Origin of the sequence: Ensifer sp. WSM1721 (genome assembly GCF_000513895.2) — a bacterium.
GTDB lineage: Bacteria > Pseudomonadota > Alphaproteobacteria > Rhizobiales > Rhizobiaceae > Sinorhizobium.
The window spans coordinates 354,432-370,603 of record NZ_CP165784.1 but is presented as its reverse complement, the minus strand read 5'-3'; the positions used below and the strand labels follow the sequence as shown (position 1 = coordinate 370,603).

Genomic DNA, 16,172 nt, shown 5'->3' with positions numbered 1-16,172 from the left:
GAATCTTCAAGCAAAACCAATAGGATCAGCCTACTTTTGAGGGCCTCCTCACCGCGTGTCGTTTGACCCGCGTCCAGTCAATGCCGGCCAGCAAAAGCGAGAACTCCTGGCTACTCATCTGCATTGCGCCATCGCGGATCGGTGGCCAAACGAACTTGCCCGCCTCCAGCCATTTCGTCGCCAGGATCATGCCTGATCCGTCCCAATAAATGCAGCGAAGGCGATCGAGACGCTTGGCGCGGAACACGAACACGTCGCCACAATAGGGATCGGCCGCAAGCGCTGACGCCACCAAGGCCACAAGCCCATTCATGCCGCGCCGGAAGTCGACCGGCTGCGTCGCCACCATGATCTTCACGCCATTCGGCGAAACTCCGATCACCGGCGTCCTCGCAACGCCGCCACCATCGCCTGCGCCAATTCGGGCGCCACCGAGCCGATCACCGTCATGCGCGCGCCAGCAATCTCAATCTCAATACGAGCCGCGGCGGGGTGGGCCACATCCGACGGCGAGCTCTCGGAAGACGTTCTATCGCCAACCACCGTCACCGGCACGAACATCGCCTGCTGCGCGCAGGCTTTCGCAGATCCTTGAGAGGTCAGTCCGGCTTCGCGACGCCAGACGTTCAGCAGACCGCGGTTGACGCCCCAGCGCCGGGCAATCGCCGAGATGTTCACGTCGGGCTCTGCGCTTTCCGCAAGGATCCGCGCCTTCTCCTCGTCAGTCCAATTCCGCCGCTGGCGCCGACCGGTGATCACCTCGATCCGACGATACCTTCCCTCATGCCTGGCTTCATGCATGGCTTCATCCATGACTTCAAGCATCACATCAGCGCGATCTCCAACCATTCCGTTCCGCTCCTGTCGATGAAGGAGCTTATCTCGCGGCCTCAATCACAAAAGGAAAGGTGGGATGTTCGTCGCGCTCACCGTCAATGCATCCACGTCACCGCATTCTCGCGTTGACCCCGTGTTCGAGCGCAAGTTTCGATACTGATGCGCCAGGTTCAAGGCAAGCCGCAATAAGGCGGGCTTTTGATCCGGGATCGTACCGGCGTCGTCCATTCCGACCAACAAGCCACACGACACGTTTTTGACCTTCTTCCGTCACTTGGTGTCCACCTCTTTTAGGTGGACCCTCATGCCAAAGCTCACTCAATTAAAGAAGGTGCGGGGAAATTCGCGCTTACTTTAAAACGTGCCGCAGCCTATAACCAGTTGTCCTCAAACGGCAGCACCGGAGCGATCCTTTTCGATGACTCCGGTCACAGACCATGAAACGCTCAGCCGGCCGATCAGCCGATGGCGATGACGGCTTCGATCTCGACATTCGCACCCTTCGGCAGGGCCTTGACCTCATAACAGGCGTGGGCGGGGTAAGGCGTCGTGAAGAAGCCGGCATAGACGCGGTTGACCTCCGCGAAATCGCGAAATCGCCAAGATCGGTCAGCAGCACCGTGGTCTTACCGTCTTCGAGAGCTCGGTTCCGGCTTCCCTGGCAATGGCGGCCATGTTCCTGAGGCACTGTTCGGCCTGCTCGAAACGGCATTGGCGGAATTGAATTCGCCGGTCGCCGGATCGATCGGCCGCTGTCCGGAGACGAACAGGAGATTGCCGACCTGGATGGCTTGCGAATAGGGGCCGACAGCGAAAGGAGCGCAAGATGAACAGCGACAGCAGGTCCTGAGCCCGGCAGAACACGAGCGTCAACTCAACAACGGTCGTGATGGCGCCGAGCGTTAGAACGCGTAGTCCCTTGGGATTCCAAGACCACATTGCCGTAACAATCACTGCCATCGTACTTTGGATCAGAAAACAACAACCTAGAGCGGCATCGTGACCCCAATATTCATTTCAGACGCTCGTTTATAAATGAGCGAGGCGATAGCCGTATCGATTATACCGGGTCCACTGAAGATTAATGCAATGCGATCACTATAGGCGCGGCGGGCAAGTTCGCCGCGAGCGACAGCGATCAAGTCACCGGCGAGATGCTGTGCATCAAAGTTAATCTCTTCCATACCGCCAGGCCCGCTTAAAGACATATCGTCGGTGATGACGACGTCAAGTGAAAGGAGTGATTCAGAATTCCAGCTGTAGCCCCTGTCAACCATCGAAATGAATGTGCCAGATGCAACAGCGTCCCCGCGCAGCTGAAGGTTTGTTTCCGAGGCTTGCGGGACGCTTGTGATTATGATGGAAGCTTGCTCCAACACCGCTTGCGGGGACACACAAATCTCAGTTGTAAGCTCCATTGCCTCAGCCTTGCGGCAAAACTCGCTGGCTGTTGCAACTCTTCTGCTGTAGGCGAAAATCTTCTTGATGCAGAAGACATCTTTCAAGATGTTGAGGTGAGCCAAGGCCTGTGCGCCACAAGCGACAAACCCTAGCGACGAAGATGTAGGCAGCGCAAGATGCTTCGCTGCGAATGCCGAGATGGCAGCCGTGCGAATTTCAGAGATCCAGGTTCCATCGAGGATAGCCACTGGCATTCCCTGCTCGGCTTCGTTCAGCATTATCATCGGGTGGAAGTCTGGGAGGTTGATTTCACTGTTTCTTGGGAAGTACCCGAACCACTTAACTCCACATATAGATGGGTTTCGGATAAGGCCGCTTTTGACAACAAACCGTGACGTCTCCGATACCGGCATAATATGAGAAGGGAATTGTATCGCTTCACCTTCAGCCACCTCGGCAAGACATCTGCCAACTTCGGAAATAAGTTCGGCCGTGACGATCGGAACTGACGCGACGTCCTTCCGGGACAAATAGAGAAATGAAGTTCGTTTTTGTTTCATCATGTTGGCAATCTTGGAGGCGCGCCGCGCATCAATAAGCTGCTGTTTCGTCTTTGACCGTTCTGTCCAGAAACTATCTTGCTCCCAATGCTTTGGTTGAGGCAGGCCATAATGCCTAAGGCTTACGCCGCGTTCGAAATACTGGCAGCCCGCATCATTGGCAGCAATGCACCGCTTCTCAGTTCAGCACTCCAGAATAGTCCGGTTTCCCTGGAATGGTAACTGGCCAGCAACCACCACTCTGCCAGCGCCGTTTTGTGTGATCGGCACAACATGTGTCATGTTGTCCACAAAAGGAGGCCAACCCTTGTTCCGCTTCCCATATCCCCGCGAATATTTCGCTCAGATGATGAGAGAGGAGCAGCAGTTCCGGAAATGGTTAGGCGGCAAGTCTGCCTTCGATATATCCATGGCAGCAGAACGCCACTGGACCGGTCATCACAACCATGTCGTTTTCGATAAGCTCGATTTGTAGTTTTCCCGCAGGAAGGTACACTTTGACTTTCGTGGAGTTTACGAAGCCCCTCTTTAGGGCAGCATAGGCAGCGACGCACGCGCCGGTACCACACGCTTTCGTCAGAATTCCGGGACGTTCCCAGACGGCTAGACGTATACTGTCGGCCTCAATTACTTCAGCCACTCCGACGTTCACGCCTTCGGGAAAAAGTGGGTCGCTCTGTATAGCGGGAGCGAACAGGGGAATGTCATCGTGTATCAGCCGGTCGACGAAGAAAACAACGTGAGGGTTCCCGATATGAAGCGCCACGCCATCCGAAAGAGGACCGCTCTTCAGAGGTAGATGGAGCGTGTCGACTTCGCGGCTTGCAGGGAGCTGCTGCCAATCGAGATTGATTGGCCCCAGCGTAACACTGATTTGTCTTAACCCGGCCCTACGGCACTTCAACATTCCGGACGCGGTTTCAATAACTACTTCTTCAGTGCACGTTTCCTCGAGGAGCAAATAAGCCATGCAACGAGTCGCGTTGCCGCACGCTCCTACTTCTTTTCCGTCAATGTTAAAAATCCGTATGGCTGCGTAAGCTCCTGCCGCTCGGCCCTCTCTCGAAGGTCGTTCAATAGTAAGGAGCTGTTCGCCTCCTGCTCCAACATTTGTGCTGCATATGCGAACAATATCTTCAACGCCGAAAGACTTAACAACTTCTCGTCGATCTAAGATGACAAAATAGTTCTCAAGGCCGTGCATCTTAACAAATGGCCAATGACCATCAGCCGGCACGGTCTGGGACAGAAACGCCATGTGATTCATTTGGGCCCCCGGTTTCAAAGTGCGGTTGTTGCGTTAGTCTCAAAGCAGCTTTTCCAAGGCGTTGCCCTTTCTAACTCGAGCAAGTCTTGTATCGTCTGACGACGGCGGATCAGTCGGAACCGATCTGCCTCCACCAAGACCTCGGCGATCAGATCGCGGGAGTTATAGGTAGAAGCCATTGATGCGCCGTAGGCGCCTGCGCACCCGAATGCAATGCGAACACCTGATTGGAGAGGCGGCAGAGCGTCATAAGTTCCAAACACGTCAGATGACTCGCAGACTGGGCCGACGATCTGATAGGCGTGCGCACTATTCCCAACGTCCTGCAATGATAGGACGGGATGGACTGCGTCATAGAGTGCCGGTCGCATGAGGTCGTTCATAGCCGCATCGACGATCGCCAGAACGGTGCCGCCGGCTTCTTTGAGATTGAGGACTTCGGTAACAAGAAGACCGGCCGGTCCGACGAGCCAACGACCGGGCTCAACTGTCAACTCGCAATGCAGACCGCCCACCGTCTCCCCGACGATGGCCGCGTACTCACCAACATCGGGTCCTACGCCGAAGTTGTAGTTGATCCCTAACCCGCCCCCAAGGTCCAGCCTGCGCACCGGCAGACCCAGTGACCTAAGCTTATCAACCAAAGATGCAAGACGGCGGTAAGCAGCACTATAAGGAGATAGGTTCAGGAGCTGCGAGCCAATGTGAACTGCCAAGCCTGCGACATCGAGCTCGGGGAATGCGGCAGCCTTAGCATAAAGCTCCTCAATGAGCTCTATATTGATGCCAAACTTATCGCCTTTCTTCCCCGTGCTGATTTTCGCGTGAGTGCGAGCGTCAACATCAGGATTCACTCTAAAAACCACGGGCGCCCGGCAGCCCAGATCACGCGCGACTCCTCGAATTGAATCCAGTTCTGCCGGAGATTCGACGTTTAGCTGATGGATACCTACTTCAAGCGCACGGCGTATCTCACGCCGCGTCTTTCCTACGCCGGAAAACACAATTTTACTTGGCACTACACCAGCTGCTATGACCCGCTCCAGTTCTCCGCCAGAAACGATATCCATCCCGCACCCTAAGTCAGCCAGGAGCTTGAGAATGGAGATATTGCTATTTGCCTTCACAGCGAAGCAAACTGAGGCGTGCATCGGCTTGAGTTTGTCAGTCAGCAGAGTAAAGGCATTACGAATTGTAGAGGCACTGTAACAATAGAAGGGCGTCGGCACCTCTGCTGCGATATCCTCGACAGCCAGTTTTTCAATGAACAGCTTCCCGTTCCGATAAGACAAGCTATCATGGTTCAATCGGGTCCGCCCGGTTAGATCTTCGTTGGTCAGCTCGTATGTCATCTCTTTTCCAGGCCCTGCTCAATTCATGGGTCTGATTTTTGCAGATAACAAAAGCATCGCAAAATACTATGTGCCGGCCATTTAATTCAGAATCGATATATGGATACCGAGCTCGGCTTTATCGCGGGCAGGGTCGAAGCACTCGAGTTTTTGGTCGGTGCTGTGACCCCGGACGATCATCCATGTGCGGCTGGAGTCCGGTGGTTAGATTTGCGCGTTTGCGCGGGTGAAGCAATGGGCGATACGCGATACGCGCAGCGGTTCCGTTGTGCGGAGCGTTTCGTCCATTGCGGTGAGGTGGGCGGCGTAGGCCGCCGGTGTCTGGTAGCCGCGGGTGGTCCGCGTTGTACAACGCGGCGACACAACACCCACGGGACAGAAATTTCGCGAGCTTTTATATCCCTTGCATTACTGGGTTCGACCGATCTGTGCGTGGCTGCTGGCGCAGCATGCCGGTCCGGCATGTCGAACTCGCCAGCCTGCATGCTTTGGCGAGATTGCTGGAGGAGGTTGGTGCCTCATCACAATCCGCGGCGGTAGGCGCAGCATTGGTCTCTCGCGAAGCGAGTCGGGGAGATGTCCATGCCACGCCAGTTCATGACATATCAGTTCGATCTGTTGTCGGGCCCACACAGCGGGAAGACAGCAGTGACACCGCAATGGCAGGAGTTGCCGGCAGAGACGCGCCAGGCGCTGACGGTGCTCATCGCGCGGCTATTCGTCGACCACGCAAACGGTGCAAGCGCCATCCAGCAGAAGGAGACTGGTCATGATGCATGAGAAGATCGGTCCGCATCATCTGGAGAGGAAGGCTATCCTGTATGTCCGGCAGTCTTCGGCTCATCAAGTCGGCACAATCGCGAAAGCAGCGCCCTTCAATACGCCATGCGCGATCGGCTGGCAACGCTTGGATGGTCACACATTGAGACTGTGAACGACGATCTTGGTTGTTCAGTCGCCGGCGGTGTGACCCGGGCTGGATTTGACCGCATGGTGGCAGAAGTCTGCCTTGGCAAGGTTGGACCTGTGGCCGCGCGTGAGGTATCGCGCTTCGCCCGCAACAGTCGTGATTGGCAGCAACTCATCGAGTCGATACCGTCCTGGTCGACCAGGAAGCCGTCTATGCGTCCCGCCAGGGCAATGACCGGCTGCTTTTGGGTTTGAAGGACAGTATGAGCTCGACCTCTTGCGTCAGCGTTCCCTTTCCGCCCGCTACGAGAAGGCACGCCGCGGAGAGCTTGTCGTCACACTCCCAGTCCGCTTCTTGAAGATTGGGGACAGGATCGAAAAGGATCCCGACCGGCGCGTCCAGGAAGCCATCGCACTCGTCTTCAACAAGGTCAACGAACTCGGCAGTGCACGACAGGCGCTCCTATGGTTCCTCGAGCACGGGTCGGACCTGCCGGTCAGGTACACCAACGGTGACGTCATCTGGCGCAGATCTGACTATGCGACCATCCAACGGATGATTGCGAACCCGATCTACGGCGGAGCGTACGCTTATGGTAAGAGTCGCTCCGTGCCCCGATACGATGGTCGGTCTGGAATTCGACGCAAGACGCGTGATGAATGGTTGGCGCTGATCCCGGATGCACACGAAAGTTATGTCAGTTGGGAACGGGCGGAAGAGATCCGCAAGACGGTCAGCGACAATTTGCCGTCAGCCGCCATCACGGAGCGCCGAAGCATGGCGACGCTCTGCTTGCCGGCCTTTTCCGTTGCAAGAGGTGCGGTCGGAAGCTGACGGTCCGATACACCGGAAACAATCATAACATTCCGCGCTATTCCTGCTGGCGTGGTCTAGTCGATAATGGCGAGCCCCGCTGCATTGCTTTTCGGCGGCCTGCGGGTCGATGACGCGATCGAAGAGGCACTGCTCGGCGTGGTCGAACCAGGAGCTATTGCCGCCGCCATCGAGGCGAAATGTAATATGGCCAGCCAACGCGACCAGGTTCAGGGGGCACTGCTGCGCGATCTGGAGGCAGTGCGCTGTGCCGTTGACCGGGCTTTCCGGCAATACGATGCGGCTGACCCGGAGAACAGGCTGGTGGAGTCAGAGCTCGAAGCGCGCTGGAACAAGGCGCTCGCTCGCGACGGCGAGATCGAGGCCAAGATTGCCAAACATGTCACGCAGCAGCCATTCCCTATGTCCGCATCACAGGTAACCGCACTAGCGGGAACCTTCGCACCGTCCGGACGGCGCCGACAACCGATGCCAGGCTGAAGAAGCGCATCGTGCGCACGGCTCATCAATGAAGTGGTCGCCGATCTCGATGATAGAACCTCTGAGATCGCCCTCGTCCGATGGTGGCTTTGCCACGCGCAACAATTCGGCCGTTGCGAAGGCTTGGGGCGTTCACGACATGGCCTTCCACAAAAAGGCCGGCCTCCGGATCGAGGACATGGTCAAAAGCAACTGGGTCTATCGCAAGCTACGCAACTTCCGTGCCGTCATCGAGGCCGGCATCTCCTGCCTGAAGCGAGCCTACGGCTTGGCGCGTTGCACCCGGCGCGGCCTTGATCGCTGCAAGAGTTATGTCTGTTCCTCGGTCGTGGCCTACAACCTCGCCCTCCTCACGCGCCTCAAACCGACCTGATGCCGACTCGCATTGCATCTCAGCCGGCCTCCCGCCGGCGCAGCGCCGTGCGCGCGATTACCCCAGCAACCACCGTTCTGACGAAAACCAGCGGCCCTGATCCCGCTCACCCCCCCCCAAGAGGAGGCCAAGCTGAGACAAGTGCTTGCAAACGCTATAACATATGCCGGTTTATGGACGGAAATTAGTCTTAGTCTAGCCAACAACTGGCCCGGGCAGCCTTCCCCTCTCGCAGGGTCGATCAGGCGCTTTTCCCTTCCACCGCTACTGCAAGTATTGGGGATCCCTCAGGGATCGACGGATGCGTCATGTGCCATAGAAGGAAACCTGCTTCAGGTGCAGTTACTTCCGCCAAACGCTCGCCAAAAATATCGCGGACAGTCCCCAGTCTTTGGTTCTTCGTAATGCGTTGGCCGGGCTCCACTTCGGCGTGGTACTCACCACTTATCGGCGATTTCACCCAAAGGTAGTCATCGCAGAGAACACGTGCATTGCGGAACGTCGAAATAGGAGTACCAAGGATACCCAGCTTACGTGCCACATTGAGCACACCATCAACGTGAAACGCGATGGCGTCTTCCTCCAGCAGCCCATTCGAGCCCGCCTCAGACATCAGGGCGACGCGATTGTGTTTCGCAAACCCGGTTGGAGGCCTGCCGGGTTTGCTCATTAGCTCGGTTGGCAAACCCATTACGAATTCAGCATCGAAGCATTCTGCCATCTGGCGACTTGTTTCGTCCAGTTGCGAGTTGCTTGTGCGCTGATAGATCGTGAACTTCGAAACACGTTCGCGCAGATCGCCGCCATGCATATCGATATAGCAGTCCGCGTCAGCACACCACTCGTTCATAATCGCGCAACTTAGCGCTTCGGAGAACGAGCCGTCGCTGTTTCCAGGGAAGGTATAGTTGATGTTTTTGTCGTCGAGCGGGCAAATGTACTCCGTATATTTGAAAAGTGCCGGTTGATTGATTAAGGGGATAATCGACACCGTTCCTTTCATTTTGGAAGGTTCAAATAGTTTTTGCAGGCGCACCGCAGCTTCAATGCCAGCGACCTCATTGACGTGCACCCCGGCCGAGACGCAAAGCCTCGGGCCAGGCTCAATCCCACTGATTTCGCAGATCGGCCAAGTGTAGCCGGCGAGCTTTGGATTATCAAAGGTTAGACGCCCGCGAAATATACCGGGTTGACCGATTGAACAACTGCCTTTCGAAGCACTGAGCTGCATGGATCTGCCTTTACGATCAAGCGATTGCCATTTCTAATACAGCAAGTACGCCGCTATCGAAATGAAGCCTATTGTAACGGCAAGAATTGCAGAAAGCTAAAGAGCATGAAAATATCATAAAGCCTTGCCAAAATTCACCCCGGATATAAAGGACTTCCCGCACGCATCGCGTCGATGGTTTCCCGGACTGGAAGCCACGCTGCTCGTAAGCACTCGAGGTGCCGCAACCGCTTAGCGCTCGAAGCGTTCTCGATATCCATATCGAAAGCGAATAGAACGCGTTGAAAATGTATTTTCCTGTCATGATTTAATTTGGGAAGATGACTATCGGCTAGGAATGCCGTTCGGTTGAAGCGGTGCGGATTGCATATCGGTGAGTCCTCAGGCACCCTTTGAATTGTAAAGGACTGACGATGGAAGAACTTGCCGAAGGACTGCAATTCAGGATGGAATCTCCTGTCGGTCCACGTATGCGCATCGATGGTCGAGAGGTCAGTTATTTTAGCGGAACAAGTTACCACACGCTGCACGGCCACCCAGTGGTTATCGAAGCCGCCATCAAAGCGCTGCAAGCATTCGGCCTTGGCTCTGGCACGCACGCTGCAATATCTGTTTACGAAGAAGCGGAAGCCGCGGTTTGTGCGCATTTCCGATGCGAGAAAGCCATCTCCGTAGCTTCCGGATATCTCTCGATGATGACCCTTTTGTCCGCGTTGCGTGATGATTACGATGTGATATTTGCTGATGAGCGGTGTCATTTTAGCGTTAAAGACGCGCTCATTTGCTCTCAGAAACCGGTACTGCTTTTTCGGCATCGTGACCCCGAGGATCTGTCTGACCAAATGACGCGTCACTTAGGTGAAGGGCAAGTTCCGAACGTAGTGACCGACGGTGTCTTTTCATCCACCGGAGCTTTGGCGCCCCTGGATCAGTACGCGTATCTCCTTAAATCCTACTCATCTGGCATTCTATGCGTCGACGATTCACACGGCGTCGGTGTTCTTGGTGCAACCGGGCGGGGTACTCTGGAGCATTTCGGCATAGAAGGCGAGAACGCCTACTGTGCTGGAACTCTAAGCAAGGCCTTTGGCGGTTTCGGAGGCATCATCCCAGCGAGCAGAGTGTTGGCTAACAAGATTGCCAAAGCCGGAGCAATCGCAGGAGCCTCTTTTGTTCCTATCCCCGCCGCAGCCGGTGCCGCAGCTGGGCTACGTCTCTTCATGAAGGATCCAGCGATTTTGCAAGCTTTGCGCAGGAACGTGGAGCAAATGTGGAAAGGTCTCCGAGGTCTTGGTCTGTCTGTTTCAGAGACACCTGTTCCGATTTTCACTATTCAGGCAGACTTCGATCTAAGACGCCTTAACAAAGCACTCCGGGACGCGAACATAATCGTCAAATATATGAAGGCCTGTGGATATGCCGATGCCCCGCCAGTGGAGACGTTGAGAGTTGCGGTGTTCTCAAGCCACTCGCACGGCCAAATAGAAGAGCTGATTTCGGTGCTTGGCAAACACTTGTGAGGGACCGACTATCTGGTGTGTTTAAGCATGGAATGAGATCCCATGAGGGGGTGGATAGCGCCGCGGCTTTTGCCAAAGTGGTGGTGCTACCAACCCAGCACCTTGGAGGGTCTCATGGCTGTGATTGCAGGAAGCCCCGATCACACGGGCACTATCCACACTGATCTTGGCGCAATTTTCGTTTCATGGAACTGTCGCGGGCGAAATGGCTGGTGACGTCGCTGTCTCCGGGTGGGGGCGAGAAGATGTCGCGGCACCAGGTTGACGGCGGCGACCTGGCCGGGCTTCTGGAACGGCTCGCGACGCTCGGGCGCAAGGCCGAGGCGCGTACCGGGCGCAGCTTTCCGGTGATCGTCGTCCAGGAGGCCGGCCTCGACGGCTTCTGGATCCACCGCGCGCTGCAGGCGGAGGGGATCGAGAGCCACGTCGTCGACCCGGCCTCGATCGCCATGCCGCGTCGCCGCCGGCGGACGAAGACGGACCTGATCGACGGCGAGATGCTGGTGCGCACGCTGCTGGCCTTCAAGCGCGGCGAGCCGCGCGTCTGCGCGATGGTCCGGGCGCCGACGCCGGAGCATGAGGATCGCCGCCGGCTGGTGGGGGAGCGCCGGGAACTGACCCGCCGAGGCCGATGCGGAGGCCATTGCTGAGGCCGCATCGCGGCCGACCATGCGTGCGCGGCGACAATCAAGGTGAGACTCTCATCCTGATCGTCGCGCTACACATGCGCTTCGTCGCCGTCAAAACCGAGGAGCAAACAAGCAAGGTCAGCGGTCTCCCGCACGCGTGATCTTCTTGTCCGGCAGCGCACACAACTGATCAATGCTTTGCGTGGGCATCTCGCCGAACACGGTGTTGCCGCGCCGCAGGGCCCAACACACTTGAAGACGTTGGCCGCCGCGATCGCTGACCTCGGTCTATCGCTACCCGCATTGGTGCGTGACATCGGCAGTCTCTATCTTGAGCCAATTGAGCAATTGAGCCGAAAGAGCACCGATCTTGAGAAGGTCCTTCGCAGCGAAGCCCAACGCGGCGTGGAAACGCGTCGCCTTCAGACCATGCCAGGGATCGGACCGATAACCGCGATGGCAGTAGAGGCCTTCGCTCCACCAATGGAGACGTTCAAACGCGGCCGCGACTTCGCGGCTTGGTTGGGGTTGGTTCCGGTCCAGCACTCCACCAGAGGGAAGCAACGACTCGGTCGAACGTCAAAGATGGGGCAAAGAGACATCCGCAGGCTACTGACCATCGGCGCTATGGCAGTCATACAGTGGGCATCCAGGTGCGCCAGCGGGATCCTGGTTGCACAGAACGATAGAACGAAAGCCCCTCATGGTGGTCGCGATGGCGCTGGCGAACAAGATGGCCCACTCGATCTGGCCATGTTGACAAAGAGTGAAGATTATCGGGATCCGGTCGGGGCTGCCTGATCAATCGACAGAGCGGCTACGGCACTGGATGGGCAGCATGTGAGGAGGCCGTGAACAGTTCGATCGGGATCAGGAAATGCACCGAGGGCTCCAAGAGCGAAAAGCTCGCCAAGTTGATCTGCGCCTGATCCGCGTATCTCCATGACGGCCAGCGACTGAATCTTATGTCGCACTTGACTCCACCCGATCACATGCAGAGATGTTCCAAAAACCGCTTGCATGAGACGGGGCATCCACACATGGAGCCTCCGGCAAACCCGGAGCGTTCCACCATATCATTTTTGAAAGATCTCGCACAAAAACTTGCGTTTACAGACGCAAAGGATGGAGGGACTGTCAAGTGCTTGTATGAAGATTGCGTGAAGAATACGGGGTAGCTAGAAAGTAGCTGAGCACCAGCTGCACACATCTCAATCTCCGAGCAAATTCACCTGGTGAATAGCAGAAAGTCAAGAACGAAAGGAATAGGGGGAATGCTAAAGATCGCGAATATTTCTCATCGAACAGCGGCGCTAGCTGCCGCTCTTATTCTGGCCTCAATGTCGAGCGCTGGTGCGGAAACACTCTTCGAAAAAAACAAGGCATCTGGTACCGCCGTGGTCGGCATCGCCAACGAGAAGCCCTACGGTTACCTCGATACCGACGGGACGATGAAGGGGGTGATCATCGATGTCCTCCGCGCCGCGCTCAAGCCTATCGGCATCGATAAAATCGAAGCGAATGTCGGTGAATTCTCTGCCATGATCCCCGGGATCAATGCACGCCGTTTCGATATGATTGGGGCTGGTATGGCAATCAGGCCCCAGCGTTGTGAATCGGTCGCTTTTAGCAGTCCGATCTCCCGTCTTGCCAACGTTGTGGCGGTTAAGGCCGGCAATCCGCACAATATCCATTCGCTTGAGGATATCGCGAAATCCGGCACTCTAAAGATAGGATCGCAGATCGGGTCGTCTCAGCTCGCCGACCTTCCCAAGGCTGGCATACCCGAGGACCGCGTTGTTTCGTTTGCCCTTGATACAGAAGCGATCGCCGGCTTGAAGGCGGGGCGAGTCGATGCAATCTATTTTCCCTCTTTGCAGCTTGCTGACCTGATCAAAAATTTCGGAGACGGCGTTGTGGAGCGCGCGGAGCCTTTCCAGGTGGCCAAAGATGACAAGGGCGAACCCCTCTATGTCTTTCAAGCTTTTGGCTTCAACAAGGAAGACAGTGATTTCGTGAACGCACTCAACGTGGAAATAAGAAAGCTCAACGAATCTGGAGAGCTTTTTAGAATACTCGAGCCTTATGGGTTCACGAAGGAAGACGTTCCGGATCCCAATTTGACAGCAACGCAGCTTTGCTCCGGTTCTTGATCACGCCATGGACGCTTTGTTCGATCAACTTGATCAGCTCCTGCCCCTCCTCACACGAGGGGCAGGTGTGACGATCAGTATCGCAGCGCAATCAATGGTCGTCGCAATCGCCTTGGCATTCGTGACCGGAATGGCCCGCCGGTCATCGTTACGAATACTCCGCCAGGTGGCTCTCGTCTACGTCGAGCTATTTCGCGGCACATCTCTCCTCGTGCAGCTGTTTGTTCTTTACTTCGTCCTGCCAATCTACGGGATTAGGCTCCCTGCCGAGGTTACCGCGATCTTAGGGCTTGGACTTAACCAGGGCGCATACGGGTCTGAGATTGTGAGATCTGCGATCGACAACATCGGTACCGGACAGATCGAAGCAGCACGCGCGTTGTCGCTTCCACGTATCATCACATTTTGGAAGATCATCCTGCCTCAGGCCGTGATTATCATGCTTCCCAGCTTCGGAAACCTGGCAATAGAAACAGTCAAGGCGACGGCCCTCGTTTCGTTGATAACGATCCCGGAGCTCACATTTTTTGGCAAAAGCCTGATATATTCGACAGGCCAAACCTTCCTAGTCTGGGCGTCGGTTGTCATCGCGTACCTTACAATCAATACCCCACTAAACTTGCTCGTGCTATGGGCGGAGCGTAAGGCAGGACACTATCGGGAGGCCAGCCGTGGAGTTTAGTTTTGAGTTCGCGCGAAGCATCCTTCCAACTCTCCTGCAGGGCGCGGTGATCACCGTCATTGCCACACTTGGAGGTTTCGCTGGTGCGCTCGTCGGCGGCGGAATTCTGAGTGTGTTCCTTAGATCAAATATAGCGCCACTCAGAATATTCGCTATCGGGTACATATATTGTATCCGGAATACGCCGCTGCTCGTTCAATTATATCTCGTCTTTTACGTACTGCCCGACATGGGAATCACGATTAGCGCACTCGGATGTGGCATACTCGGCCTATCGTTGCACTACTCCACCTTCTTCTCTGAAGTTTATCGAGCCGGCATCGCGTCGGTGCCGCGAGGGCAATTCGAGGCGGCCGATGCGCTGGGGCTTCACACGACAAAGAAGTGGATGCTTATAGTTGTTCCTCAGGCGATCAAACCAATCTTGCCTGTGTTGGGAAATTATCTGGTCGGAATGTTCAAGGAGACACCGCTTCTCGCTGCGATCACGGTGGTGGAGTTGTTTGGCAAAGCGCAAAACATTGCTGGCCTGACTTACCGGTATAACGAGCCGTATCTGATGGTGGCGCTAATATTTCTGATCATAAGCGTTCCATGCTCCTTTATTATTAGGAAGCTTGAGACGAACGGGAATCGACACTGACAAGGCAGATGCTTGGCGCCCCAATATCCCTCAACCGGTCGTGGCCGAGTGTCGGGACTTCGATCAACGCATTTGGCACCGATGGAAGTGAACAATTCGATGAACCAGGTGAACCCGTACTCTCAGATGATCCAGAAACCTTCACCGATGCTAGTTTCGGAAACGGAAGTCGCAGTCGATATAATTGGAATGCACAAGTCTTTCGGCAATTTCCACGTCTTGAAAGATATTAACCTCACTGTCATGAAGGGCGAGCGGATCGTGATATGCGGTCCATCAGGGTCCGGCAAATCGACCCTCATCCGGTGCATCAACCGGCTGGAGGAACATCAAAGGGGCAAAATTATCGTTGATGGGATTGAGCTCACCACCGACCTGAAACGCATCGACGATGTCCGGCGTGAGGTTGGGATGGTCTTTCAACACTTCAATCTTTTCCCTCATCTGACGATCCTGGAGAACTGCACTCTTGCACCTATGTGGGTGAGAAAGATGCCACGGAAAGATGCTGAGAAGACTGCCATGCACTTCCTTGAACGTGTCAAGATACCCGAGCAGGCGCATAAGTACCCTGGACAACTTTCCGGCGGTCAGCAGCAGCGCGTAGCTATCGCGCGTTCCCTCTGTATGAATCCACGGGTCATGCTCTTCGATGAGCCAACCTCGGCGCTCGACCCGGAAGTAATTAAAGAGGTCCTCGACACTATGGTGTCCCTTGCCGAGGAGGGAATGACAATGCTTTGCGTTACTCACGAGATGGGTTTCGCGCGTCAGGTCGCGAACCGTGTCATTTTCATGGACCAGGGACAAATCATTGAGCAAAATGAGCCCGGCACGTTCTTCAAAGATCCGCAGCACGAGCGCACCAAGTCGTTCTTGAGCCAAATTATGCACTAGCGATGATCGCTGCTGCAGGCTTGATCATCTCCCTACCAGCTGAGCGCCACAAAGAGCATGATTTTTTGCGCGAGGCCAGAGGTTTGGCTCGCGCCACGTTAACCAGCGTCTTATCGGGCTAGCCCCGTCGCGGGCGACTGTACAGGAAAGGGAGACCGCTGTCCGGCGCTTGTCCGTGAGAGTGCTCCCAATGGGTTCTTCCTCAAGTGAAGGACACTGGAACTCTTTGTGCCTCGCGAGAGCAAACGGGATTTGGCTGCGCCGGTGCTTTCATATCAAAAACGCATGAAGGGCCGCCGACTATAATATTTTCCAGCCCTAAGTCGTTTCTGCCATGATCCGCTCAAGCTAGCATCCCTCGCATTCAACCAACAGACAAATAAAATAACTGCAGTCGCGCGCT

Annotated in this window: 12 protein-coding genes and 6 pseudogenes; 10 read left to right on the top strand and 8 right to left on the bottom strand. The window is 55.6% G+C overall.

Annotated features, from left to right (window positions below; genetic code table 11):
- Positions 1 to 25: 25 nt before the first annotated feature.
- The 7 genes and pseudogenes from tnpB to lysA form a co-directional block, all read right to left on the bottom strand.
- Entirely contained in the window at positions 26 to 382 is a 357-nt protein-coding gene (gene tnpB / locus M728_RS27230) for an IS66 family insertion sequence element accessory protein TnpB (protein ID WP_026622239.1), read from the bottom strand.
- The gene (locus tag M728_RS27225) at positions 379 to 849 is read right to left on the bottom strand and encodes a transposase (RefSeq protein ID WP_026622240.1); all 471 of its coding nucleotides are present in this window, start codon (positions 847 to 849) and stop codon (positions 379 to 381) included. Before M728_RS27225 ends, tnpB begins: the two co-directional genes overlap by 4 nt.
- A 103-nt stretch (positions 850 to 952) precedes the next feature.
- Positions 953 to 1,111 (bottom strand): annotated as a pseudogene (locus M728_RS27220) (transposase); the annotation flags it as partial.
- Between the two features lie 184 nt (positions 1,112 to 1,295).
- A pseudogene (locus M728_RS27215) lies at positions 1,296 to 1,607 on the bottom strand (Rid family hydrolase).
- 216 nt (positions 1,608 to 1,823) lie between these two features.
- Positions 1,824 to 2,801: an ornithine cyclodeaminase family protein gene (locus M728_RS27210; protein WP_245269760.1), complete on the bottom strand. Its 978-nt coding sequence runs from the start codon at positions 2,799 to 2,801 to the stop codon at positions 1,824 to 1,826.
- Positions 2,802 to 3,177: 376 nt separating this feature from the next.
- Complete coding sequence (dapF, locus tag M728_RS27205; protein ID WP_026622241.1) at positions 3,178 to 4,065, bottom strand: diaminopimelate epimerase; 888 nt, start codon at positions 4,063 to 4,065, stop codon at positions 3,178 to 3,180.
- Positions 4,066 to 4,079: 14 nt separating this feature from the next.
- On the bottom strand, positions 4,080 to 5,417 hold the full coding sequence (gene lysA / locus M728_RS27200) for a diaminopimelate decarboxylase (protein WP_156943517.1): 1,338 nt from the start codon (positions 5,415 to 5,417) through the stop codon (positions 4,080 to 4,082).
- A 582-nt stretch (positions 5,418 to 5,999) separates the two neighbouring features.
- On the opposite strand from lysA, the gene M728_RS27195 reads away from it, so the two are divergent.
- From M728_RS27195 to M728_RS27185, 3 genes and pseudogenes are all read left to right on the top strand, one after another.
- Positions 6,000 to 6,197: a hypothetical protein gene (locus M728_RS27195; RefSeq protein ID WP_026622242.1), complete on the top strand. Its 198-nt coding sequence runs from the start codon at positions 6,000 to 6,002 to the stop codon at positions 6,195 to 6,197.
- Positions 6,187 to 7,731 (top strand): annotated as a pseudogene (locus M728_RS27190) (recombinase family protein); the annotation flags it as partial. The gene M728_RS27195 and the pseudogene M728_RS27190, both read left to right, overlap by 11 nt.
- A pseudogene (locus M728_RS27185) lies at positions 7,706 to 8,014 on the top strand (transposase); the annotation flags it as partial. The pseudogenes M728_RS27190 and M728_RS27185, both read left to right, overlap by 26 nt.
- Positions 8,015 to 8,255: 241 nt before the next feature.
- On the opposite strand, the gene M728_RS27180 reads toward M728_RS27185, so the two are convergent.
- Positions 8,256 to 9,245 (bottom strand): M14 family metallopeptidase, encoded by a 990-nt coding sequence (locus M728_RS27180; protein ID WP_026622245.1) that lies wholly within the window; start codon positions 9,243 to 9,245, stop codon positions 8,256 to 8,258.
- Positions 9,246 to 9,658: 413 nt separating this feature from the next.
- On the opposite strand from M728_RS27180, the gene M728_RS27175 reads away from it, so the two are divergent.
- The 7 genes and pseudogenes from M728_RS27175 (at position 9,659) to M728_RS27145 (ending at position 15,769) form a co-directional block, all read left to right on the top strand.
- The gene (locus M728_RS27175; protein ID WP_026622246.1) at positions 9,659 to 10,765 is read left to right on the top strand and encodes a pyridoxal phosphate-dependent aminotransferase family protein; all 1,107 of its coding nucleotides are present in this window, start codon (positions 9,659 to 9,661) and stop codon (positions 10,763 to 10,765) included.
- A 114-nt stretch (positions 10,766 to 10,879) separates the two neighbouring features.
- Positions 10,880 to 11,382, top strand: a pseudogene (locus M728_RS27170) (IS110 family transposase); the annotation flags it as partial.
- A 10-nt stretch (positions 11,383 to 11,392) separates the two neighbouring features.
- Positions 11,393 to 12,195, top strand: a pseudogene (locus M728_RS27165) (IS110 family transposase); the annotation flags it as partial.
- Positions 12,196 to 12,668: 473 nt separating this feature from the next.
- Positions 12,669 to 13,547, top strand: a complete 879-nt coding sequence (ehuB, locus tag M728_RS27160; protein WP_034884185.1) for an ectoine/hydroxyectoine ABC transporter substrate-binding protein EhuB — start codon at positions 12,669 to 12,671, stop codon at positions 13,545 to 13,547.
- Positions 13,548 to 13,614: 67 nt separating this feature from the next.
- On the top strand, positions 13,615 to 14,229 hold the full coding sequence (gene ehuC / locus M728_RS27155) for an ectoine/hydroxyectoine ABC transporter permease subunit EhuC (RefSeq protein WP_245269764.1): 615 nt from the start codon (positions 13,615 to 13,617) through the stop codon (positions 14,227 to 14,229).
- Entirely contained in the window at positions 14,219 to 14,872 is a 654-nt protein-coding gene (gene ehuD, locus M728_RS27150; protein ID WP_026622248.1) for an ectoine/hydroxyectoine ABC transporter permease subunit EhuD, read from the top strand. Before ehuC ends, ehuD begins: the two co-directional genes overlap by 11 nt.
- A gap of 147 nt (positions 14,873 to 15,019) precedes the next feature.
- Positions 15,020 to 15,769, top strand: coding sequence for an amino acid ABC transporter ATP-binding protein (locus tag M728_RS27145; RefSeq protein ID WP_370906538.1), 750 nt, complete (start codon positions 15,020 to 15,022; stop codon positions 15,767 to 15,769).
- Positions 15,770 to 16,172 lie beyond the last annotated feature (403 nt).